The 22,735-nt window shown below is 61.8% G+C and carries 18 protein-coding genes and 2 tRNA genes; 16 read left to right on the top strand and 4 right to left on the bottom strand.

What is annotated here, in order from left to right; all coding sequences use genetic code 11:
* From miaA to F8N82_RS22370, 8 genes are all read left to right on the top strand, one after another.
* Positions 1–972: a tRNA (adenosine(37)-N6)-dimethylallyltransferase MiaA gene (gene miaA, locus F8N82_RS22405; RefSeq protein WP_038997448.1), complete on the top strand. Its 972-nt coding sequence runs from the start codon at positions 1–3 to the stop codon at positions 970–972.
* Between the two features lie 96 nt (positions 973–1,068).
* Entirely contained in the window at positions 1,069–1,329 is a 261-nt protein-coding gene (gene hfq / locus F8N82_RS22400; RefSeq protein WP_010221594.1) for an RNA chaperone Hfq, read from the top strand.
* Positions 1,330–1,341: 12 nt separating this feature from the next.
* Positions 1,342–2,643: a ribosome rescue GTPase HflX gene (gene hflX / locus F8N82_RS22395; RefSeq protein ID WP_038997447.1), complete on the top strand. Its 1,302-nt coding sequence runs from the start codon at positions 1,342–1,344 to the stop codon at positions 2,641–2,643.
* A 96-nt stretch (positions 2,644–2,739) separates the two neighbouring features.
* On the top strand, positions 2,740–3,903 hold the full coding sequence (hflK, locus tag F8N82_RS22390) for an FtsH protease activity modulator HflK (protein WP_038997446.1): 1,164 nt from the start codon (positions 2,740–2,742) through the stop codon (positions 3,901–3,903).
* On the top strand, positions 3,903–4,772 hold the full coding sequence (hflC, locus tag F8N82_RS22385; RefSeq protein WP_038997445.1) for a protease modulator HflC: 870 nt from the start codon (positions 3,903–3,905) through the stop codon (positions 4,770–4,772). The genes hflK and hflC overlap by 1 nt, the downstream gene beginning before the upstream one ends.
* Positions 4,773–5,047: 275 nt before the next feature.
* A complete protein-coding gene (locus tag F8N82_RS22380; protein WP_038997444.1) occupies positions 5,048–6,235 on the top strand; it encodes an ATP phosphoribosyltransferase regulatory subunit in 1,188 nt (395 codons plus the stop codon).
* A gap of 54 nt (positions 6,236–6,289) precedes the next feature.
* Complete coding sequence (locus tag F8N82_RS22375) at positions 6,290–7,582, top strand: adenylosuccinate synthase (RefSeq protein ID WP_010221599.1); 1,293 nt, start codon at positions 6,290–6,292, stop codon at positions 7,580–7,582.
* A gap of 138 nt (positions 7,583–7,720) precedes the next feature.
* Positions 7,721–9,655, top strand: a complete 1,935-nt coding sequence (locus tag F8N82_RS22370; RefSeq protein WP_038997443.1) for a methyl-accepting chemotaxis protein — start codon at positions 7,721–7,723, stop codon at positions 9,653–9,655.
* Between the two features lie 56 nt (positions 9,656–9,711).
* Here F8N82_RS22370 and F8N82_RS22365 read toward each other — a convergent pair whose 3' ends face one another.
* The 4 genes from F8N82_RS22365 to F8N82_RS22350 form a co-directional block, all read right to left on the bottom strand.
* Positions 9,712–11,280 carry an ABC transporter permease gene (locus F8N82_RS22365; RefSeq protein ID WP_038997442.1) on the bottom strand — a complete coding sequence of 523 codons (1,569 nt, stop codon included), beginning with the start codon at positions 11,278–11,280 and terminating at the stop codon, positions 9,712–9,714.
* Positions 11,280–12,293 carry an extracellular solute-binding protein gene (locus tag F8N82_RS22360; RefSeq protein WP_150776736.1) on the bottom strand — a complete coding sequence of 338 codons (1,014 nt, stop codon included), beginning with the start codon at positions 12,291–12,293 and terminating at the stop codon, positions 11,280–11,282. The genes F8N82_RS22365 and F8N82_RS22360 overlap by 1 nt, the downstream gene beginning before the upstream one ends.
* A 176-nt stretch (positions 12,294–12,469) precedes the next feature.
* Positions 12,470–12,556, bottom strand: a tRNA-Leu gene (locus F8N82_RS22355).
* 87 nt (positions 12,557–12,643) lie between these two features.
* Positions 12,644–12,730: transfer RNA gene (locus F8N82_RS22350), tRNA-Leu, on the bottom strand.
* A gap of 266 nt (positions 12,731–12,996) precedes the next feature.
* Between F8N82_RS22350 and rnr the strand changes: the two genes are divergently transcribed.
* From rnr to F8N82_RS22310, 8 genes are all read left to right on the top strand, one after another.
* Positions 12,997–15,588, top strand: coding sequence for a ribonuclease R (gene rnr / locus F8N82_RS22345; RefSeq protein WP_038997440.1), 2,592 nt, complete (start codon positions 12,997–12,999; stop codon positions 15,586–15,588).
* Complete coding sequence (gene rlmB / locus F8N82_RS22340; RefSeq protein ID WP_095162071.1) at positions 15,585–16,337, top strand: 23S rRNA (guanosine(2251)-2'-O)-methyltransferase RlmB; 753 nt, start codon at positions 15,585–15,587, stop codon at positions 16,335–16,337. The genes rnr and rlmB overlap by 4 nt, the downstream gene beginning before the upstream one ends.
* Before the next feature lie 250 nt (positions 16,338–16,587).
* Entirely contained in the window at positions 16,588–17,013 is a 426-nt protein-coding gene (rpsF, locus tag F8N82_RS22335) for a 30S ribosomal protein S6 (RefSeq protein WP_010221605.1), read from the top strand.
* Positions 17,014–17,041: 28 nt separating this feature from the next.
* On the top strand, positions 17,042–17,272 hold the full coding sequence (gene rpsR, locus F8N82_RS22330) for a 30S ribosomal protein S18 (RefSeq protein ID WP_009403887.1): 231 nt from the start codon (positions 17,042–17,044) through the stop codon (positions 17,270–17,272).
* Between the two features lie 36 nt (positions 17,273–17,308).
* The gene (locus F8N82_RS22325) at positions 17,309–18,199 is read left to right on the top strand and encodes a hypothetical protein (protein ID WP_038997439.1); all 891 of its coding nucleotides are present in this window, start codon (positions 17,309–17,311) and stop codon (positions 18,197–18,199) included.
* 21 nt (positions 18,200–18,220) lie between these two features.
* Complete coding sequence (rplI, locus tag F8N82_RS22320) at positions 18,221–18,667, top strand: 50S ribosomal protein L9 (RefSeq protein WP_010221607.1); 447 nt, start codon at positions 18,221–18,223, stop codon at positions 18,665–18,667.
* 110 nt (positions 18,668–18,777) lie between these two features.
* Positions 18,778–20,175, top strand: a complete 1,398-nt coding sequence (gene dnaB / locus F8N82_RS22315) for a replicative DNA helicase (protein ID WP_038997438.1) — start codon at positions 18,778–18,780, stop codon at positions 20,173–20,175.
* A gap of 101 nt (positions 20,176–20,276) precedes the next feature.
* A complete protein-coding gene (locus F8N82_RS22310) occupies positions 20,277–22,580 on the top strand; it encodes a YgiQ family radical SAM protein (protein ID WP_038997437.1) in 2,304 nt (767 codons plus the stop codon).
* The last annotated feature ends 155 nt before the right edge of the window (positions 22,581–22,735 follow it).

Here is a 22,735-nt window from a genome sequence, read left to right as displayed (position 1 = left end):
ATGAGCGGCAAACCTCCCGCGATATTCCTGATGGGCCCGACTGCGGCGGGCAAGACCGACCTTGCCATCGAGCTGACCAAGGTGTTGCCGTGCGAGCTGATCAGCGTCGACTCGGCGTTGGTCTACCGTGGCATGGACATCGGCACCGCCAAGCCGTCGAAAGACATCCTCGCAGCCCACCCGCACCGACTGATCGACATCCTCGATCCGGCCGAAAGTTATTCGGCCGCCGATTTTCGTCGCGACGCCCTGGAAGCCATGGCCGATATCACCGCGCGCGGCAAGATTCCGCTGCTGGTGGGTGGCACCATGCTTTATTACAAGGCTTTGCTTGAAGGCCTGGCGGACATGCCGGCGGCTGACCCGCAGGTGCGTGCCGAGCTTGAAGACGAGGTCCAGCGCCTGGGCTTGCACGCCTTGCACCAGCAGCTGGCGGCGGTTGACCCGGAATCGGCGGCGCGCATTCACCCCAATGACCCGCAGCGGCTGATCCGTGCGCTGGAGGTCTACCGGGTCAGCGGCCTGACGATGACCGAACATCGTCAGCGTCAATCCGCTGAAAGTAGCGCCGCAGGCGCGTCCGCAACAGGACAATTGCCCTATACTGTCGCCAGCCTGGCCATTGCGCCAACCGATCGGCACATACTGCATGAACGGATTGCGCTACGATTCGGGCAAATGCTGGAACAGGGCTTCGTTGACGAGGTCCGATTGCTGCGAGCCAGAAGTGACTTGCACGCGGGGCTGCCGTCTATACGGGCGGTTGGTTATCGCCAGGTCTGGGATCACCTTGATGGCAAGTTGACTTCAGTTGAAATGCAGGAGCGCGGCATTATTGCCACTCGCCAATTGGCGAAGCGGCAGTTCACCTGGTTGCGTAGTTGGGCTGACCTGCACTGGTTGGACAGCCTGGCCTGCGACAATCTGTCTCGCACCTTGAAATACCTTGGATCGGTCTCCATATTGAGCTGAGTCCTTGCAATTGCCGTCTATCCTTGGGGTGGGGCGGCTTGAGCCATCAGTTTTTCTTTGATTTTTTTACTATTGATCCTTACAGGAGTGCGGTATATGTCAAAAGGGCATTCGCTACAAGACCCTTACTTGAATACTTTGAGAAAAGAAAAAGTTGGGGTTTCGATCTATCTGGTTAACGGCATCAAGCTGCAAGGCACGATCGAATCCTTCGACCAGTTCGTGATTCTGCTGAAGAACACCGTCAGCCAGATGGTTTACAAACACGCCATCTCGACAGTTGTCCCTGTGCGTCCGATCCGTCTGCCTAGCGCAACCGAATCCGAGCAAGGCGACGCTGAGCCAGGTAACGCCTGATAGGAGTCTGCTTTGTTCTTTGAGCGCCACGGTGGTGGTGAACGGGCGGTCCTCGTTCACTTGGAAGGTCAGAACCCTGAGGCGCGCGAAGATCCGCAGGAGTTTCAGGAGCTGGCACTGTCGGCTGGGGCCGATATTGTCGCGTTCGCCAATGTGGCGCGACATCAGCCCACCGCCAAATACCTGATTGGCAGCGGCAAGGTCGAAGAGTTACGCGACCTGGTCAACGCCGAACAGGTAGATTTGGTGATTTTCAATCACACCCTCACTCCCAGTCAGGAACGTAACCTCGAACGAGTCTTCGAGTGTCGCGTGCTTGACCGCACCGGTCTGATCCTCGACATCTTCGCCCAGCGGGCGCGTACCCATGAAGGCAAGCTGCAGGTCGAATTGGCCCAGCTCGAGCACATGAGCACGCGGCTGGTGCGTGGCTGGACTCACCTTGAGCGGCAAAAAGGCGGTATCGGCCTGCGCGGCCCAGGTGAAACCCAGCTGGAAACCGACCGCCGCCTGCTGCGGGTACGCCTGCGCCAGATCAAGGCGCGTCTGGAGAAGGTCCGCAGCCAGCGTGAGCAGGCTCGCCGTGGCCGTAAACGGGCGGATATCCCCTCGGTTTCCCTGGTCGGCTACACCAACGCCGGCAAATCGACCCTGTTCAACGCCCTGACCCAGTCAGAGGTCTATGCCGCCGACCAGTTGTTCGCGACCCTCGACCCGACCCTGCGCCGGCTCGAGCTCGACGACATCGGGCCGATCGTGCTGGCCGACACCGTGGGCTTCATTCGTCACTTGCCGCACAAGCTGGTCGAGGCATTTCGGGCTACGCTCGAAGAGTCGAGCAACTCCGACCTGCTGCTGCACGTGATCGACGCCCATGAGCCTGAGCGCATGGCGCAGATCGAGCAGGTCATGGCGGTACTGGGAGAGATCGGTGCAGAAGGCTTGCCGATCCTTGAGGTCTATAACAAACTCGACCTGCTTGAAGGCGTCGAGCCGCAGATTCAGCGCGATGCCGATGGCAAGCCGCAACGGGTCTGGGTTTCGGCCCGCGATGGTCGGGGGCTGGAGCTGGTGGGGCAGGCGGTCGCCGAATTGCTGGGGGATGACCTGTTTGTCGGTACCTTGCGCCTTGAACAGCGTTTTGCCCGGTTGCGCGCGCAGTTCTTTGAACTGGGCGCGGTACAGAGCGAAGAGCATGACGATGAAGGCAGCAGCCTGCTGGCTGTGCGACTGCCGCGGGTGGAGTTGAATCGCCTGGTCAGCCGCGAAGGTTTGCAGCCGTTGGAATTCATCGAGCAACATACTTTGCAATAAATGCCCGGCGACGCGGTCGGGCAGCCGTGACAGGCATTCTGTAGCATTGGACGGCGCGCCGTGGGCGCGTCTTTGCTTTATCAGATGGAGAGCGCTATGGCTTGGAATGAGCCGGGTGGCAACTCGAACAATCAGGATCCGTGGGGCGGGCGCCGTGGTGGCGACAAGAAAGGGCCACCGGATCTCGACGAGGCCTTCCGCAAGCTGCAGGACAGCCTGAACGGCATGTTCGGCAGTGGCAAAAAACGCGGTGGTGATGGCGGCATCGGCAAGGGCGGTGGCTTCGGCCTGCTCGGCATCGGTCTCGCCGTGCTTGCAGCTATCTGGCTGTACAGCGCCGTGTACGTGGTCGACGAACAGGAGCAGGCAGTCGTGCTGCGCTTCGGCAAATACTACGAAACCGTAGGGCCGGGCCTGAACATCTACTTCCCGCCGATCGATCGCAAGTACATGGAGAACGTTACCCGCGAACGTGCCTATACCAAGCAGGGGCAGATGCTGACCGAAGACGAGAACATCGTCGAGGTGCCGCTGACCGTGCAGTACAAGATCACCAACCTGCAGGATTTCGTGCTGAACGTCGATCAGCCTGAAGTCAGCCTGCAGCACGCGACCGACAGTGCTTTGCGTCACGTGGTGGGTTCCACCGCGATGGACAAGGTGCTGACCGAAGGTCGTGAGCAGATGGCCGTGGAAATCAAGGAGCGCCTGCAGCGTTTCCTCGATACCTACCGTACCGGTATCACCGTCACCCAGGTCAACGTACAGAGCGCGGCAGCCCCGCGTGAAGTGCAGGAAGCCTTCGACGACGTGATCCGTGCCCGTGAAGACGAGCAGCGCGCCCGCAACCAGGCCGAGTCCTACGCCAATGGCGTGGTGCCGGAAGCCCGTGGTCAGGCCCAGCGGATCATCGAGGACGCCAACGGTTACCGCGACGAAGTCGTCTCGCGTGCCAAGGGTGAGGCCGACCGCTTCACCAAGCTGGTCACCGAGTACCGCAAGGCTCCCGAGGTGACCCGTCAGCGCCTGTACCTGGACACCATGCAGGAAGTCTACAGCAACACCAGCAAGGTCCTGGTTACCGGCAAGGACGGCCAGAACAACCTGCTGTACTTGCCGCTCGACAAGATGATCCAGAGCAGCGGTTCGCGTAACACTCCGGTCACCAGCACTGCGCCTTCGGCCAACGCTGATGCGGCTACCCGTGCGGCGGAACTGCAACAGCAGCAAACACAGTTGCGTACTAGGGAGAGCCGCTGATGAGCAATAAATCGCTGATCGCCCTGATCGTGGCCGTGGTGCTGGCGATCGTGGCCTGGAACAGCTTCTACATCGTGGCCCAGACCGAGCGTGCGGTACTCCTGCAATTTGGTCGTGTGGTCCAGGCTGATGTCCAGCCCGGCCTGCATGTGAAGGTTCCTTACGTCAACCAGGTGCGCAAGTTCGACGCCCGCCTGATGACCCTGGACGCCCCGACCCAGCGCTTCCTGACCCTGGAAAAGAAAGCGGTGATGGTCGATGCCTACGCCAAGTGGCGGGTCAAGGATGCCGAGCGCTTCTATACCGCGACCTCGGGCCTCAAGCAGATTGCCGACGAACGTTTGTCGCGCCGTCTGGAAAGCGGCCTGCGTGACCAGTTCGGTAAACGCACCCTGCACGAAGTGGTCTCCGGTGAACGTGACGCGCTGATGGCTGACATCACTGCCTCGCTGAACCGCATGGCCAGCAAGGAACTGGGTATCGAAGTGGTCGACGTTCGCGTCAAGGCCATCGACCTGCCCAAGGAAGTCAACCGCAGCGTGTTCGAGCGCATGAGCACCGAGCGTGAGCGTGAAGCCCGCGAGCACCGCGCCAAGGGTAACGAGCTGGCCGAAGGCATCCGTGCCGACGCCGATCGTCAGCGCCGGGTACTGCTGGCCGAAGCCTACCGGGAATCGGAAGAAACCCGCGGTGATGGCGATGCCCAGGCGGCGGCGATCTACGCCAAGGCCTACGGTCAGGACCAGGATTTCTACGCGTTCTATCGCAGCCTCAAGGCTTACCGCGAGAGCTTCTCCGACAAGAGCGACGTACTGGTACTTGATCCGAAGAGCGACTTCTTCAAGTTCATGGACAAGTCCAAGCCATAAGCATCTACCCCGCCGGGCGGCTAAAACGCCTGGCGGGGTGATCCCGCGAGAAAACGGGTGTATGATGCGGCAGCCGGGAAATTCCCGGCTTTTTTGCGTCTGCAAGATCGAACGGTTCAAACCCGGCTCGGGTCTACAGAGCAGCCCAAGGTATTCGAGGGTATAGGCACGGCGGTAGCGCTGGAATCGGTGCTGCGCGCCATTGTTTGCCGATACCTGCTTCACTCAAGGCTCGCCCGCGGGCAAGCCGCCCGGACCATAGGGGAAATGGCGTAATGGCAACGGTAGACCGCTGGCTGCTGCCAGATGGCATCGAAGAAGTACTGCCACCTGAGGCGGCGCGCATCGAGATCGCGCGTCGGCAGGTGTTGGATCTGTTCCAGAGCTGGGGTTATGACTTCGTCGTGACCCCGCATATCGAGTACCTGGAATCGCTGCTCACCGGTGCCGGCCAGGACCTGGACCTGCGGACCTTCAAGGTCATCGACCCGCAATCGGGCCGGCAGATGGGTTTCCGTGCCGACATCACCCCGCAGGTTGCGCGCATCGATGCGCACACCCTGCGTCGTGAAGGCCCGAGCCGCCTGTGCTACGCCGGTAGCGTGCTGCACGCCTTGCCACGGGCGCTGTCGACTTCGCGCAGCCCGATCCAGCTCGGTGCCGAGCTGTATGGCGACGCCAGCCCGGTCAGCGACGTCGAGGTGATCAGCCTGATGCTGGCCATGCTGCAACTGGCCGATGTGCCGGACGTGCACATGGACCTCGGCCATGTCGGTATCTACCGTGGCCTGGCCCGCGCTGCCGGCCTGTCCGGGGCGATCGAGCAACAGCTGTTCGATGCCCTGCAGCGCAAGGCCGTCGACGAAGTGATCGAGCTGACCGCCAAGCTGCCAGCGGACCTCGCCGGCATGCTGCGCTCGCTCACCGAGCTGTGCGGCGGCCGTGAAGTGCTGGCCGAGGCGCGTGTGCGTCTGGGCCGTGCACCGGCTGCGGTGCTGGCGGCACTGGATGACCTGATGGCGATCGCCGAGCGGCTGGCCACGCGTTATCCCGAGCTGCCGCTGTATTTTGACCTGGGCGAGTTGCGTGGCTACCACTACCACACCGGTGTGGTGTTTGCCGCGTTCGTCCCGGGTGTCGGTCAGTCGATCGCCCAAGGCGGTCGTTACGACGACATCGGAGCAGACTTTGGTCGGGCACGCCCGGCTACCGGTTTCTCCACGGATTTGAAGACCCTGGTCACACTGGGGCGAGCCGAGGTGGTATTGCCGTCTGGCGGGATCTGGATGCCCGACAGCAGCGATGCGGCACTCTGGCAGTTGGTCTGCCAATTGCGCAGTGAAGGTCAGCGGGTGGTTCAGGCCTTGCCTGGGCAGCCTTTGACTGCCGCCGTCGAGGCGGATTGCGATCGGCAATTGATTCAGCAAAACGGGCTTTGGCAGGTTCTGCCGCTGGCCATTTGAGATTCCCCGCCGGTACGAGCCGGCGCCAAGTTTGCGCGAATGAGGACAAGTGTTATGGGTAAGAATGTCGTAGTCCTGGGCACCCAGTGGGGTGATGAGGGCAAAGGCAAGATCGTTGATCTGCTGACCGAACATGCTGCCGCCGTAGTGCGCTACCAGGGTGGCCACAACGCAGGTCACACCCTGGTGATCGACGGTGAGAAGACCGTGCTGCACCTGATCCCGTCGGGCGTACTGCGCGAAGGCGTGCAGTGCCTGATCGGCAATGGCGTGGTGGTTGCACCTGACGCCCTGCTGCGTGAAATCAACAAGCTGGAAGAGAAAGGCGTACCGGTGCGCGAGCGCCTGCGCATCAGCCCTTCCTGCCCGCTGATCCTGTCTTATCACGTGGCCCTCGACCAGGCTCGCGAAAAAGCCCGTGGCGAGCAGAAGATCGGCACCACCGGTCGCGGCATCGGCCCAGCCTACGAAGACAAGGTTGCCCGTCGCGGCCTGCGCATCGGTGACCTGTTCCACCGCGAGCGTTTCGCGGCCAAGCTCGGCGAGCTGCTGGACTACCACAACTTCGTGCTGGTCAATTACTACAAAGAGCCTGCCATCGACTTCCAGAAGACCCTGGACGAGTGCATGGAATACGCTGAGCTGCTCAAGCCGATGATGCTCGACGTCACCGCCGAGCTGCACAACCTGCGTCGCGCAGGCAAGGACATCATGTTCGAAGGCGCCCAGGGCTCGCTGCTGGACATCGACCACGGTACCTACCCGTTCGTGACCAGTTCCAACACCACCGCTGGCGGTATCGCTACCGGTTCGGGCGTTGGCCCTATGTACCTGGACTACATTCTGGGTATCACCAAGGCCTACACCACCCGCGTTGGCTCGGGCCCGTTCCCGACCGAACTGTTCGATGACGTCGGTGCCTTCCTGGCCAAGCGTGGTCACGAGTTCGGCGCGACTACCGGGCGTGCCCGTCGTTGCGGCTGGTTCGATGCCGTGATCCTGCGTCGCGCCATCGACGTCAACAGCATCTCCGGCCTGTGCCTGACCAAGCTGGACGTGCTCGACGGCCTGGAAACCATCCGTATCTGCGTTGGCTACAAGAACGAGAACGGTGCCGTTATCGATGCCCCGACCGACGCCGACAGCTACATCGGCCTGGAGCCGGTGTACGAAGAAATGCCGGGCTGGAGCGAGTCGACCCTGGGTGCCAAGACCCTGGAAGAACTGCCGGCTAACGCCCGTGCCTACATCAAGCGTGTGGAAGAGCTGGTCGGCGCGCCGATCGACATCATCTCCACCGGCCCGGACCGCAACGAGACCATCGTGCTGCGTCATCCGTTCGCCTGATCCGCGAGTGATGTAAAAGCAAAGGCCCCTTTTTAGGGGCCTTTGTCGTTTCTGTCGGCTGATCGGCACAACCTTTGCTGTAAGAATCGCTCCAGCGGTGCCATCACTGTAATGGCACCAGAAGTAGAGGGTTCTTTCGTGTCCGCCGTTCTCTCACTGTTACGAAGCCGCCTGTTGCGGCCTGTCTTTGTTGCCCTCGGTATCGCTCTTTTGGTGCAGGTGCTGGTCGCGGTGGCGCTGACCCGGAGCACAGTCACTGCCCTGGAGGCCGATCTGGGCAAGCGTCTGGCCGCCGACAGCCAGAAACTCTCCAGCGAGCTTGAACAGGCCGGTCGGGAGGTCAGCTCCGGGCTCGACAGCCTCTCCGCCAGTACCCGTCAGCGCCTGACCGCAGGCCTGTCCGCGCGTTTGCAGGATGAGCAGGCGCAGTTGCGTGCGACCCTGGAGAAGAATCTCAAGGATTCGGCCAACGACATGGCCGAGCTGCTGGCCTCGGTAGCGCCACGGGCCATGTGGGATAACGACGTGCCGACCCTGTCGGAGTTCTCCCGTCGCGCCCAGCGCAATCCCAACGTACTGTTCGTGGTCTACGACGATGCCCAGGGCCAGCATCTGACCCGCTACCTGAACCGGCAGAACCCGATCAACCAGGCATTGCTCGAGAAAGGCCAGGGCGAAAGGGCGCTGGACAAGGTGCTGGACGCCGCGCGCAACGACCCGTCGGTGTACTTTGTCGAAGCCTCGATCAACCCCAACGGTGTCCAGATCGGCAAAGTACTGATGGGCGTTTCCACCGCCGTGGTCGACCACGAGCTGGTGGCGCTGGACAAGCGCTTCTCGGCGTTGATCGCCAGTGGTGATCAACTGGTCGGCGACAGCCTGGTGGGCGCCGCTGCAGACAGCAACAAGGCCCTGCGTGCGCGTCTGCAGGCAGCTCAGGCCAGTGCTGCCGGCATGCAGGCCAATACCTCGCAAAGCGTCCAGGGTGCCGCAGCAACACTGCGCTGGAACATTGGCCTGGGCCTGGCCTTGGTTGGCCTGGGCGTGCTGCTGGTGGTGGCCGTGGTGCTTGGCCGGCGCGTGGTCAACAAGCTGCGCCTGCTGATCGCGGCGTTGAACGACCTGGCGGCGGGTGAGGGTGACCTGACCAAGCGCGTCTCCATCGACAGTCGCGACGAGATCGGTGACATGGCGGCGGCGGTCAACCAGTTCGTAGCCAAGCTGCAGCCCATCGTGCGCGAAGCCGGAGAAGTGGCCCAGCGTACCGGCATCGAGATTGGTGTCATGGCCCAGCGCAACGCCGGTGCCGATGCCGCTGCCGAGCTGCAGCGTGACGAAGTCGCCGCCAGCTTGCGTGACCTGTCGAGCATGGCCGATGAGGCCCAGGCTGAAAGCCAGGCGATGCAGTCGGCCTTGCAGCAGGTGGTGGACATTCGCCAGGCCACCGACGAGAACAGCCGGACGTCCACCCAGGTGGCCAAGCTTATCGAGGACCTGGCCAGGCAGGTCGAGACCGGCTCCAAGGTCATCGAGCGCCTGGCCCAGCAAAGCGAGCAGATCGAGGTGGTGCTGACGGTGATCCACGGCATTGCCGAGCAGACCAACCTGTTGGCGCTCAATGCGGCTATCGAGGCGGCGCGCGCCGGAGAAACCGGCCGTGGCTTTGCCGTGGTGGCTGACGAGGTCAGGGCGCTGGCGAGCAAGACCCAGAGTTCGACGGGGGATATCCAGGCGCACATCGGCGCGTTGCAGCAGGGCGCCAAAGAGGCGGTGGCGGCGATCAGCCAGGCCGGGCGTCAGGCCAGCGAGGGCTTGCTGGTGCTGCGCGACAACGCGCGCTTGCAGCAGTCGGTGCAGGCTTCGGTGGAGCAGGTGCATGCGGCCATCGGCTTGGCTACGCGTGCCGCTGAGCAGCAGGCGCATGGGGCGCAGGCGGTACGAGGCCGAGTGCAGACCATTCACGCCCAGGCCGAGCGGGCTGCCGAGGTGGTGATGCAGACCACCGCCAGCAGCAAGGTGCTCGATGACCTGGCGGCCCAGCTCAAGGCGAGCCTGGGGCAGTTCCGCGCTTGAGAGTAATCGCGGGGCAAGCCCGCTCCTACAGTGGGGGCGGGCTTGCCCCGCGATGCTCAGGCGCGGTTCAGGTACATCCGCGTAGTCAGCAAATACACCGGTAACCCCGACACCAGAATCAGCAGCGCCGCATAAGGCGCCGCCGCTGCGAACTCGACGTTGGCGGTATGCGCCCACACCTCGGTGGCCAGGGTGGTCATGCCGGTCGGGCTGAGCAGCAGGGTTGCCGTCAGTTCCTTCATGGCATCCAGGAACACCAGTGCGAACGCCGCCGCCAAGGCCGGGAAGATGATCGGCAGGGTGACTCGGCAAAACGCCGTGAACTGCGTAGCACCCAGGGTGCGGGCGGCTTCTTCAAGCTGCGGCGCGGCCTTGTTCAAGGCCGTGCGCACCGGCGCCTGGGCCAGTGGCAGGAACAACAGCGCATAGGCCAGCAGCAACAGCCCGGTGGTCTGGTACAGCGCCGGCACATAGTGCAGGGCGAAGTACACCAGGGTCAGGGCAATCACCAGGCCGGGCAGGGCGTGCAGCAGGTACGGCAGGCGCTCGGCCCAGATCGCCAGGCGGCCTTTGTAGCGCACCACCAGAAAGCTGACCGGCAGCGCCAGCAGCAGGCTCAAGCCGGCGCCCCCCAACGACAGCGACAACGACGAGAACAACGCGCGGCTGATATCGGCGACCGGAAAGGCTGCCGATGAACCAACGCTCAGCCAGTAGCCGAGCATACCCAGCGGAATCCCGCTGCCGAGCAGGGCCAGGACCAGGCAGTACAACTGCCCCAGCGGCATCCATCCGCGCAGGCGAATCGGCGCGCCACGCCGGGCTACGCCCTGGCCGATCCGCACATGCCGGGCCTTGCCGCGCACGCGCAGTTCCAGCCAGAGCATCAGCAGGCACATGAACAACAGCACCGCCGAGAGCATGGCAGCGTTGGCATTGCTGAACTCCAGCTCGAACTGCTGGTAGATCGCCGTGGTGAACGTCTGCAGGCCGAGGATCGACAAGGCGCCGAACTCCACCAGCATGTGCAGGGCAATCAACAGGCTGCCGCCGATGATCGACGGCCACAGCAGCGGCAGGGTGATGCGAAAGAACACGCCCCAGCGCGTCTGCCCCAGGGTGCGCGCCGATTCTTCCAGCGAGGTATCGAGGTTGCGCAGGGTTGCCGCCACCGGCAGGAACACCAGCGGATACTTGGACAAGCTCATCACCAGAATGGCGCCGCCCAGGCCTTCGAAGCGCGGGCTCAGCGACACCCAGGTAAAGCCGCTGACAAAGGCCGGCACGGCAAACGGCAGGCACAGGATCACGCCCCACAAGCGCCGCCCGGGCAGGTCACTGCGCTCCAGCAGCCAGGCCAGGGACACGCCCAGCGCCATGCAGGCCAGGGTGACCCCGGCCATCAGCATCAGGGTGTTGCGCATCAGTCCCCAGACGAAAGGGCGCCAGAGCAGGTGCAAGGCTTCACGCCAGCCGGCTTCCCAGGTTTTCAGGGCCACATACAGCAGTGGTAACAGGCTCAGCCCGACCAGCAGCAACACCGGCAGCACCACCCAGATCGAAGGGCGCTTGCGCTTGGGGACATAACGGCTGGCCAGTGCGGCCGCGGGCAGGACTGCGCTCATTACAGCAGGCCAACTTCGCGTTCGAGCTCCAGGGCTTCTTCGGCATTACCCAGGTCGGCCGGGGTGATTTTCGGCGGGCGCAGGTCTTCGAAGGGTTTCAGGCCCTGATCCGAGACCATGCCTTTATGCAGCGGATACTCGGCAGTGGTCTGGGTGATCACCCGCTGGCCTTCTTCGCTGGCCATCCAGGCCAGCAGGGCCTGGGCTTCTTTCGGGTGCTTGCTGGCTTTTACCGCGGCGGCGCTAGAGATGGTCACCAGGCCACCGACGTCGCCGTTGGCCAGGTAGTAGAGTTTCGAATCCAGCTGGCCGCGCTCTTTCTTCAGGGCGTACCAGTAGTAGTTGTTCACCAGTACGGCAGCCACCTCGCCATTTTCGACGGCTTTGAGGGCAACCATGTTGTTGGTGTAGGTCTTGCCAAACGCCTTGAGGCCGGTCAGCCATTCTTCGGCGGCGTCACGGCCGTGCAGTTTGAGGATGGCCACGGCCTGTTCCTGGAACGCACCGCTGGTCGGCACAAAGCCGATCTTGCCGTCCCACTCGGGGTCGGCGAAATCCATGACCGAGGGCGGCAGGTCTTTCTCGTCGATCACCTTGGGGTTGTAGGCGACCACGCGGGTGCGCGCGGTGACGCCCATCCAGCTGCCGTTGGCGGCGATGTATTCCTTGGGCAGGACCTGCAGGGTCGAGTCATCGATCTTGGCCAGCAGGCCCAGTTCGCCGAGGTTGTTCAGTGGTGGCGATTCTTCTGTGTAGATGACATCGGCGGGGGAGCGATCACCTTCTTCGATGATCTGGCTAGCCAGCTGGTTGCTGCTACCCTTGCGGATATTGATGTGGATGCCGGTCTTGGCCTCGTAGGCCTTGGCGATAGCTTCACCGATTTCCTTGTGCTGACCGTTGTACAGGGTCAGCGACAGCGGGTCGGCGGCCATGGCGGCTGGCGTGCCCAGCACCATGGCAAAAACAGAAACGGCCAGGCCGCGCAACAGGGGGTTATTGCGGAACGTCATGCGGGTACTTCCTCGCTTGCGGCTACATATCTGGAAACAATGATAATCGATATCGCTTCTCAAATGCCCTTGTGAGGGAAAATTCATGAGCAGGCTATCGGTCGTTTCGGGATTGCAGGCGAGGAAAAGGGTGGGGCAGAAACGAAAAAACCCGCTTTCGCGGGTTTGATCTGAATTGGTGCCCAGAAGAAGACTCGAACTTCCACGACCGTAAGGTCACCAGCACCTGAAGCTGGCGTGTCTACCAATTTCACCATCTGGGCAAAATGAAGCGGTGTAGCTTGTAACGAAAACAGTGTAGCGTGTTGCAGTAAATCTCAGAAGCCAGAGGCAGTTCTAAGATCTGAAATTGGTGCCCAGAAGAAGACTCGAACTTCCACGACCGTAAGGTCACCAGCACCTGAAGCTGGCGTGTCTACCAATTTCACCATCTGGGCATTTCGCTGAGGAACATGATGCTTCACATCGTGTTGCATCTCAACTATAACGACGGTGTCCGTCGTTGTGGTGCGCACTATACGGATGCGTCTGAGAGCTGTAAAGCCCCGTTCAGAAAAAATCTTAAAAAATTCAAGTCGTTGTTCCTTATGATGGTTTTGGCAGCATCCAGGGGGCTCTGACAGGGCTGTCCAAGCCTGAAATTTCCGGTTTCAATACGCCTATGCCAAACTAACCCTTATATAGACAAGGTGAACCCCTCCTAATGGCCGATTGGCAGACCCTCGATCCCGAGGCCGCTCGTGAAGCGGAAAAATACGAAAACCCTATTCCTAGCCGTGAGCTGATCCTCCAGCGTCTGGACGAGCGCGGCTCGCCGGCAGCCCGTGAGCAGCTGGTCGAAGAGTTCGGCCTTACCACCGAAGACCAGATCGAAGCCCTGCGCCGCCGCCTGCGCGCGATGGAGCGTGACGGCCAGCTGATCTATACCCGGCGCGGCACTTATGCCCCGGTAGACAAGCTCGACCTGATCCTCGGCCGCATCGCCGGCCACCGCGACGGCTTCGGCTTCCTGATCCCGGATGACGGCAGCGACGACCTGTTCCTGAGCCCCGCGCAAATGCGCCTGGTGTTCGATGGCGACCGCGCCCTGGCCCGGGTTTCCGGCCTGGATCGTCGTGGCCGCCGCGAAGGCGTGGTGGTCGAAGTGATCTCCCGCGCCCACGAAAGCATCGTTGGCCGCTACTTCGAAGAAGGCGGTATCGGTTTTGTCACCCCAGACAACCCCAAGGTCCAGCAAGAAGTGCTGATTACCCCGGGGCGTAATGGCGGTGCCAAGGTCGGTCAGTTCGTCGAGGTCAAGATCACCCACTGGCCAACCCCGCGCTTCCAGCCTCAGGGCGATGTCACCGAAGTGATCGGCAACTACATGGCCCCGGGCATGGAAATCGACGTTGCCTTGCGCAGCTACGATATTCCGCACGTCTGGCCAGAAGCCGTGATCAAGGAAGCACGCAAGCTCAAGCCGGAAGTCGAAGATAAAGACAAAGAGCACCGCGTCGACCTGCGCCATCTGCCGTTCGTCACCATCGACGGCGAAGATGCCCGCGACTTCGACGATGCGGTGTACTGCGAGAGCCTGGGCAAATTGCGTCTGTTCTCCGGTGGCTGGCGCCTGTACGTGGCCATTGCCGACGTGTCCAGCTACGTGCGCCTGGGCTCTGCCCTGGATGCCGAAGCCCAGGTGCGCGGCAACTCGGTGTACTTCCCCGAGCGCGTGGTGCCGATGCTGCCTGAAGAGCTGTCCAACGGCCTGTGCTCGCTGAACCCGCATGTCGACCGCTTGGCGATGGTCTGTGAAATGACCATCAACAAGTCCGGGCAGATGGTCGATTACCAGTTCTACGAAGCGGTGATCCACTCTCACGCACGCCTGACCTACAATAAGGTCAGCAGCATGCTCGAACACGCCCGTACCCGCGAAGGCAAGGCCCTGCGCGAGCAGTACAGCGACGTGGTGCCGGACCTCAAGCAGCTCTATGCGCTGTACAAGGTGCTGCTGGCGGCCCGTCATACCCGTGGTGCGATCGACTTCGAAACCCAGGAAACCCGGATCATCTTCGGCTCTGAGCGCAAGATCGCCGAAATCCGGCCGACCGTGCGCAACGACGCCCACAAGCTGATCGAGGAATGCATGCTGGCGGCCAACGTGGCCACCGCCGAGTTCCTCAAGAAGCACGAGATCCCGGCCCTGTATCGTGTTCACGACGGACCGCCACCAGAGCGTCTGGAAAAACTGCGCGCCTTCCTCGGCGAGCTGGGCCTGTCCCTGCACAAAGGCAAGGATGGTCCGTCGCCGAAGGATTACCAGGCACTGCTGGCGAGTATCGCCGACCGTCCGGATTTCCACCTGATCCAGACCGTGATGCTGCGCTCCCTGAGCCAGGCGGTGTACAGCGCCGACAACAACGGCCACTTCGGCCTGAACTACGAGGCGTACACCCACTTCACCTCGCCGATCCGTCGTTACCCGGACCTGCTGACCCACCGGGCCATCCGCAGCGTGATCCGTTCGCGTCAGGAAACCCCGCACGTCAAGCGTGCCGGTGCCATGAGCATCCCCAAGGCACGCATCTATCCGTACGACGAGGCGACCCTGGAGCAGCTCGGCGAGCAGTGCTCGATGAGCGAGCGGCGTGCCGACGAGGCCACCCGCGACGTGGTCAACTGGCTCAAGTGCGAGTACATGAAAGATCGCGTCGGCGAGAGCTTCCCGGGTGTGATCACCGCGGTGACCGGTTTTGGTCTGTTCGTCGAGCTGACCGACATCTACGTCGAAGGCATGGTTCACGTCAGCGCCTTGCCGGGTGACTACTACCACTTCGACCCTGTGCACCACCGCCTGGCCGGTGAGCGTACCGGGCGCAGCTTCCGCCTGGGCGATACCGTCGAAGTGCGGGTTATGCGTGTTGATCTCGAGCAGCGCAAGATCGACTTCGAGATGGCCGAAAACACCCTCAAGGCGCCGATTGGCCGCAAGCAGCGTGGTGAAGGCGTGCGTCCGCAAGACGGCAAGCCGGTGCCGGTGCTGGACAAGGCTGAAGCGACCAAGGCCGCTGAGCCTGCACGCCGCAGCAAGAAGAACGAAACCGCCGAAGCCTATTTCCCCTCCCATGCCGCGGCGAAAAACGCCGAAGTGCGCAAGAGCCGGGAGATGAAGAAGGCCCTGATGTCCGATGCCAAGCACGCAGGCAGCAAGCCGGCGGCCAAGTCGGGCAAGTCGGAGAAACCGAGCAAGCACCGTAAAGGGCCGCCGAAAGCCGGCTCCGCGTCACGTAAACCCAAGGCCAAGTCATGAGTCAGTTGGAAAAGATCTACGGCGTCCATGCCGTGGAAGCCCTGTTGCGTCATCACCCCAAGCGGGTCAAGCAGATCTGGCTGTCCGAAGGGCGCAGCGAGCCGCGTTTGCAGCCGCTGCTCGAACTTGCCGCGCAGAACCGCGTGGCGGTCGGCCAGGCCGAGCGCCGCGAGATGGATGCCTGGGTTGAAGGCGTGCACCAGGGCGTGGTGGCTGAAGTCAGCCCGAGCCAGGTCTGGGGTGAAGCAATGCTCGAAGAGCTGCTTGACCGCACCGAAGGCGCGCCGCTGATCCTGGTGCTTGACGGCGTCACCGACCCGCACAACCTCGGCGCCTGCCTGCGCACCGCCGATGCTGCGGGTGCCCTGGCGGTGGTGGTGCCCAAGGACAAGTCGGCGACCCTGACCCCTGCGGTGCGTAAAGTGGCCTGCGGTGCAGCCGAGGTCATCCCGCTGGTGGCGGTCACCAACCTGGCGCGGACCCTGGAGAAACTCCAGCAACGCGGCCTGTGGGTGGTCGGTACCGCAGGCGAGGCCGAGCAGGAGCTGTATCAGCAGGACCTGACGGGTCCGACCATCCTGATCATGGGCGCCGAGGGCAAGGGCATGCGCCGCTTGACCCGCGAGCACTGTGATTTCCTGGTCAAGCTGCCGATGGCCGGTAGCGTCAGCAGCCTCAACGTGTCGGTGGCGACAGGCGTGTGCCTGTTCGAGGCCGTTCGTCAGCGCCAGGCCAAAGCCAAGTCTTGATGTCTTCGCGGGTCAAGCCCGCTCCCACAGGGATTGTGTTCACTGTGGGAGCGGGCTTGACCCGCGATGCTTTTCTAGCTGCTCAATAATTCACCAATTACCTTGCTTGTCCCCCGGGGCTTCTCTACAATTGCGCCCCTTGCCATGTTGGCAGGCGTTCACGCGCCTTTTCCCAGGGCAAGACATACAAGTGTCCTTCACTCCTTGTCTGACCACTCTGGTGGCAGACTACAACCCGTAAGGAGCATTCATGCGTCATTACGAAATCATCTTTCTGGTCCACCCTGACCAGAGCGAGCAAGTCGGCGGCATGGTTGAGCGTTACACCAAGCTGATCGAAGAAGACGGCGGCAAAATCCACCGTCTGGAAGACTGGGGCCGTCGTCAACTGGCCTACGCAATCAACAATGTTCACAAGGCTCACTACGTGATGCTGAACGTTGAGTGCACTGGCAAGGCCCTGGCCGAGCTGGAAGACAACTTCCGCTACAACGATGCCGTGATCCGTAACCTGGTCATCCGTCGCGACGAAGCCGTTACCGGCCAGTCCGAGATGCTCAAGGCTGAAGAGAACCGCAGTGAGCGCCGTGAGCGTCGCGACCGTCCTGAGCATGCTGACAGCGCCGATGGCGACGACAGCAATGACAGCGACAACAGCGATAACGCTGACGAGTAATCCACGGACCTTTTGAGGAGCCTATTACATGGCACGTTTCTTCCGTCGTCGTAAATTCTGCCGCTTCACTGCTGAAGACGTGAAAGAGATCGATTACAAAGATCTCAACACCCTGAAAGCTTACGTATCCGAAACCGGCAAAATCGTTCCAAGCCGTATCACCGGTACCAAAGCTCGTTATCAGCGTCAGCTGGCTACCGCTATCAAGCGCGCCCGCTTCCTGGCCCTGCTGCCCTACACCGACAGCCACGGCCGCTGAGACCGGGTCGTCGACAAGTAGCAAAGGATTAAGTGCATGCGAGCGCTAGCTGATTACATCATGCGCGGACGTGTGCAGGCCACGCTGGTCGTGGCCGGATCGGCGGCATTGCCGCTGTTGTTCTGGTTGAGTGCCGCTGCGGGATGCCTTGTGCTCCTGCGGCGCGGTTCGGACGCATTGAGCGTCCTTGGACTGGGATTGCTGGCGACGTTGTTGAGCTGGCACTTCCTGAAGGACCCGACAGCGTTGCTGGTGCTGGTGGGATCTTGCAGCCTTGCGTTGGTTTTGCGCGCAGGCCATTCCTGGAACCGCGTGCTGCTGGTCAGCGTGGTAGTGGGGTTGTTGTTTGCGGTGAGCCTGGGGACCTTGCTGGGTCCTTACATCGATTCACTCGCCAAAGCGTCGCAAGATGCCTTGCCGTTAGTGATGGGTGAAGCCTACGAGAAACTCTCGGCGGACCAGAAGGCAATGCTCGTCTCATCGATGCCCCCGATCTTGATCGCTTCAATAGCGATAACGCTGCAGGTCTTTAGCGTGTCATGTCTGATTCTTGGGCGTTATTGGCAGGCGTTGTTGTACAACCCAGGTGGTTTCGGTCGCGAATTTCGCGCGATCCGTTTCCCCAAGGGCGTGATGCTGGCATTGCTGGCCGTCATGTTTGTAGCACCGTTCATGGGGCTGCACGCATTGATTTTGTTGCCGCTGTGCAGTGTTGCGTTCATGTTCGCCGGGCTGGCCTTGATTCACGGGCTGGTCGCGCAGAAACGCCTGGCCAATTTCTGGCTGGTGGGGTTATACGTCACGCTGCTGCCTTTCATGCACTTGATCGGTCCATTGCTCGTGGTTCTGGCCATTGTCGACAGCCTGATTGATTTTCGTGGTCGTTCAGCATCCAAGAATGCCGATGACGCGAACGGTGAAGGTTAAAAGTTAAGAGGTTAATACCAAATGGAACTGATCCTGCTGGAAAAAGTCGCCAACCTGGGCAACCTGGGCGACAAGGTAAATGTTAAGGCCGGTTACGGTCGTAACTTCCTGCTGCCATTCGGCAAAGCCACCGCTGCGACCGCTGCCAACCTGGCTGCGTTCGAAGAGCGTCGTGCTGAGCTGGAAAAAATCGCTGCAGAGAAAAAAGCTTCGGCCGAAACTCGCGCTGCCCAACTGGCTGAGCTGGAAGTGACCATCACTGCCACCGCTGGTGACGAAGGCAAGCTGTTCGGTTCGATCGGCACCCACGACATCGCTGATGCCCTGACCGCCTCCGGCGTTGAAGTGGCTAAAGCTGAAGTTCGTCTGCCGAACGGCACCATCCGTAACGTCGGCGAATACGACGTTGCCGTGCACCTGCACAGCGACGTTGAAGCCACCGTTCGCGTGGTTGTTGTCGCAGCCTAAGCTGTACCGATCGGCTGGCACCTTGGGTGTCAGCCGGTTAACATCGGGCACGATCCTGCTTTGCAGGTCGTGCCCTTTGTCTTTTTCATCACCCTGATTCCTGCGTGGCCATGAACGAGATAACCGCCCCCGAGCAATATGATCTGCAAACCGCTGCCCTGAAGGTGCCGCCACATTCCATCGAGGCCGAACAGGCCGTGCTCGGTGGCTTGATGCTGGACAACAACGCCTGGGAGCGGGTGCTCGATCAAGTCTCCGATGGCGACTTCTATCGGCATGACCACCGCCTGATCTTTCGCGCCATCCACAAGCTCGCCGACCAGAACGCCCCGTTCGACGTGGTGACCCTGCACGAGCAGTTGGACAAGGAAGGTCTCAGTTCGCAAGTCGGCGGCCTGGGTTATCTGGGCGAGCTGGCCAAGAACACCCCGTCGGTAGCCAACATCAAGGCCTATGCGGGGATCATCCGCGAGCGGGCGACCCTGCGCCAGCTGATCAGCATCAGCAACGAGATCGCCGACAGCGCGTTCAACCCGCAAGGGCGCAACGCTGCCGAGATCCTCGACGAAGCCGAGCGGCAAATCTTCCAGATCGCCGAAGCGCGGCCGAAGACCGGTGGCCCGGTAGGCGTCAACGACCTGTTGACCAAAGCCATCGACCGCATCGACACGCTGTTCAACACCGACAGCGCGATCACCGGCCTGTCCACCGGCTACACCGACCTCGACGAGAAGACCAGCGGCCTGCAGCCAGCCGACCTGATCATCGTCGCCGGCCGTCCGTCGATGGGTAAGACCACCTTCGCCATGAACCTGGTGGAGAACGCCGTACTGCGCAGCGACAAGGCGGTGCTGGTGTACTCCCTGGAGATGCCAGGCGAATCGCTGATCATGCGTATGCTCTCCTCGCTCGGTCGTATCGACCAGACCAAGGTGCGTTCCGGTCAGCTCGAAGACGACGACTGGCCGCGCCTGACCTCGGCGGTCAACCTGCTCAACGACCGCAAGCTGTTCATCGACGATACCGCCGGCATCAGCCCGTCGGAAATGCGCGCGCGTACCCGCCGCCTGGTGCGTGAGCACGGCGACATCGGTCTGATCATGATCGACTACCTGCAGCTGATGCAGATCCCGGGCTCCAGCGGCGACAACCGTACCAACGAGATTTCCGAGATCTCCCGCTCGCTCAAGGCCCTGGCCAAAGAGTTCAACTGCCCGGTAGTTGCCCTGTCGCAGCTCAACCGCTCCCTCGAGCAACGCCCGAACAAGCGCCCGGTGAACTCCGACTTGCGTGAATCCGGTGCAATCGAGCAGGACGCCGACGTGATCATGTTCGTTTACCGGGACGAGGTGTACCACCCGGAGACCGAGCACAAGGGCATCGCCGAGATCATCATCGGCAAGCAGCGGAACGGCCCGATCGGCTTTATCCGCCTGGCCTTCATCGGCAAGTACACACGCTTCGAAAACCTCGCGCCGGGCAGTTACAACTTCGACGACGACGAGTAAGGCCAATTTGGACAATTCCGACCTTGAGCGTCGGAATTGGTCAATTTTTGTGCTATATTCCGCGCCCGCGATTTTTCATCGATTAGCCACCGGTCACTGACATGCAAGCAGCCAAACCACTTTTCGACTATCCCAAGTACTGGGCCGAATGCTTCGGGCCAGCACCGTTCCTGCCGATGAGCAGGGAGGAGATGGATCAGCTCGGCTGGGATTCCTGCGACATCATCATCGTGACCGGTGACGCCTACGTCGACCACCCGTCGTTCGGCATGGCCATTATCGGCCGCCTGCTGGAAGCCCAGGGTTTTCGCGTGGGCATCATTGCCCAGCCGAACTGGCAGTCCAAAGACGACTTCATGAAGCTCGGCGAGCCGAACCTGTTCTTCGGCGTCGCGGCCGGCAACATGGACTCGATGATCAACCGCTACACCGCCGACAAAAAGATCCGCTCCGACGACGCCTATACCCCGGGCGGTATGGCCGGCAAGCGTCCGGACCGCGCCAGCCTGGTCTACAGCCAGCGCTGCAAGGAAGCCTACAAGCACGTGCCGATCGTCCTTGGCGGCATTGAAGCCTCCCTGCGCCGCATCGCCCACTACGATTACTGGCAGGACAAGGTCCGTCATTCGATCCTGATCGATGCCTGCGCTGATATCCTGCTGTACGGCAACGCCGAGAGGGCCATTGTCGAGGTGGCCCAGCGCCTGTCTTTTGGCCAGAAGATTGAAGACATTACCGACATCCGCGGTACTGCTTTTATTCGCCGTGACACGCCGCAAGGCTGGTACGAGGTCGATTCGACCCGTATCGACCGTCCGGGCAAGATCGACAAGATCATCAACCCGTACGTCAACACCCAGGACACCCAGGCCTGCGCTATCGAGCAGGAAAAGGGCGAGGTCGAAGACCCGAACGAAGCCAAGGTTGTGCAGATTCTCGCCAGCCCGCGCATGACCCGTGACAAGACGGTCATCCGCCTACCATCGTTCGAGAAGGTCCGTGGTGATGCCGTGCTCTATGCCCACGCCAACCGCGTGCTTCACCTGGAGACCAACCCGGGCAACGCCCGTGCCCTGGTGCAGAGGCATGGCGAAGTGGACGTGTGGTTCAACCCACCACCCATTCCGATGACCACCGAAGAAATGGACTACGTGTTCGGTATGCCCTACGCGCGCATTCCGCACCCGGCGTATGGCAAGGAAAAAATTCCCGCCTACGACATGATCCGTTTCTCGGTGAACATCATGCGCGGCTGCTTCGGCGGCTGCACCTTCTGCTCGATCACCGAGCACGAAGGGCGCATCATCCAGAACCGCTCGCACGAGTCGATCATTCGCGAGATCGAAGAGATTCGCGACAAGGTGCCCGGTTTTACCGGGGTCATCTCCGACCTCGGCGGCCCGACCGCGAACATGTACCGCATCGCCTGCAAGAGCCCCGAGATCGAATCGGCGTGCCGCAAGCCATCGTGCGTGTTCCCCGGCATCTGTCCGAACCTCAATACCGACCACTCGGCGCTGATCAAGCTGTACCGCAGCGCCCGTGACCTGCCGGGGGTGAAGAAGATCCTCATCGCCTCGGGCCTGCGTTACGACCTGGCGGTGGAATCGCCGGAGTACGTCAAGGAACTGGTGACCCACCACGTCGGCGGCTACCTGAAGATTGCCCCGGAGCACACCGAGGAAGGCCCGCTGAATCAGATGATGAAGCCGGGCATCGGTAGCTACGACCGCTTCAAGCGCATGTTCGAGAAGTACTCGAAAGAGGCGGGTAAAGAGCAGTACCTGATCCCGTACTTCATCGCCGCGCACCCGGGCACCACCGACGAAGACATGATGAACCTGGCCTTGTGGCTCAAGGGCAACGGCTTCCGTGCCGACCAGGTGCAGGCGTTCTATCCGTCGCCAATGGCCTCGGCCACGGCCATGTACCACTCGGGCAAGAACCCGCTGCGCAAGGTCACCTACAAGAGCGACCCGGTGACCATCGTCAAGAGCGAGCAGCAGCGCCGCCTGCACAAGGCCTTCTTGCGCTACCACGATCCGAAGGGCTGGCCGATGCTGCGCGAAGCCCTGGAGCGTATGGGCCGCGCCGACCTGATCGGCCCGGGCAAGCACCAGCTGATCCCGCTGCACCAGCCGGCAACCGACAGCTACCAGAGTGCCCGGCGCAAGAACTCGACCCCTGCCGGCAGCCACAAGGTGGCCAAAGAGCAGAAGATCCTGACCCAGCACAACGGCTTGCCGCCGCGTGCCAGCGATGGCTCCAAGCCCTGGGACAAGCGCGAACAGGCCAAGGCTGCGGCGTTTGCCCGCAACCAGGAAGCGGCCAAGGCGCGCAAGGATGCCGCCAAGGGCGGCAAGGGCAAGAAAAAGCCCGCCCGCCAGCCGGCGCTGCCGCGCTAACTGAAACGCCAGCCTTCGGGCTGGCGTTTTTGTTTGCATCGCTGGCAAAGCCTCAAATCTGTGCAAGGCTTGCACGGCGGCCTCGCTACGGTGCGCTTTTGCTGCGAGCGTAGCGGCTGCATGCAGGGAATCGCAGGCCTGAGCCCATGGCACAA

This window comes from Pseudomonas fluorescens, assembly GCF_902497775.2.
Lineage (GTDB): Bacteria > Pseudomonadota > Gammaproteobacteria > Pseudomonadales > Pseudomonadaceae > Aquipseudomonas > Aquipseudomonas putida_F.
This window is presented reverse-complemented; position numbering and strand designations above follow the sequence as displayed.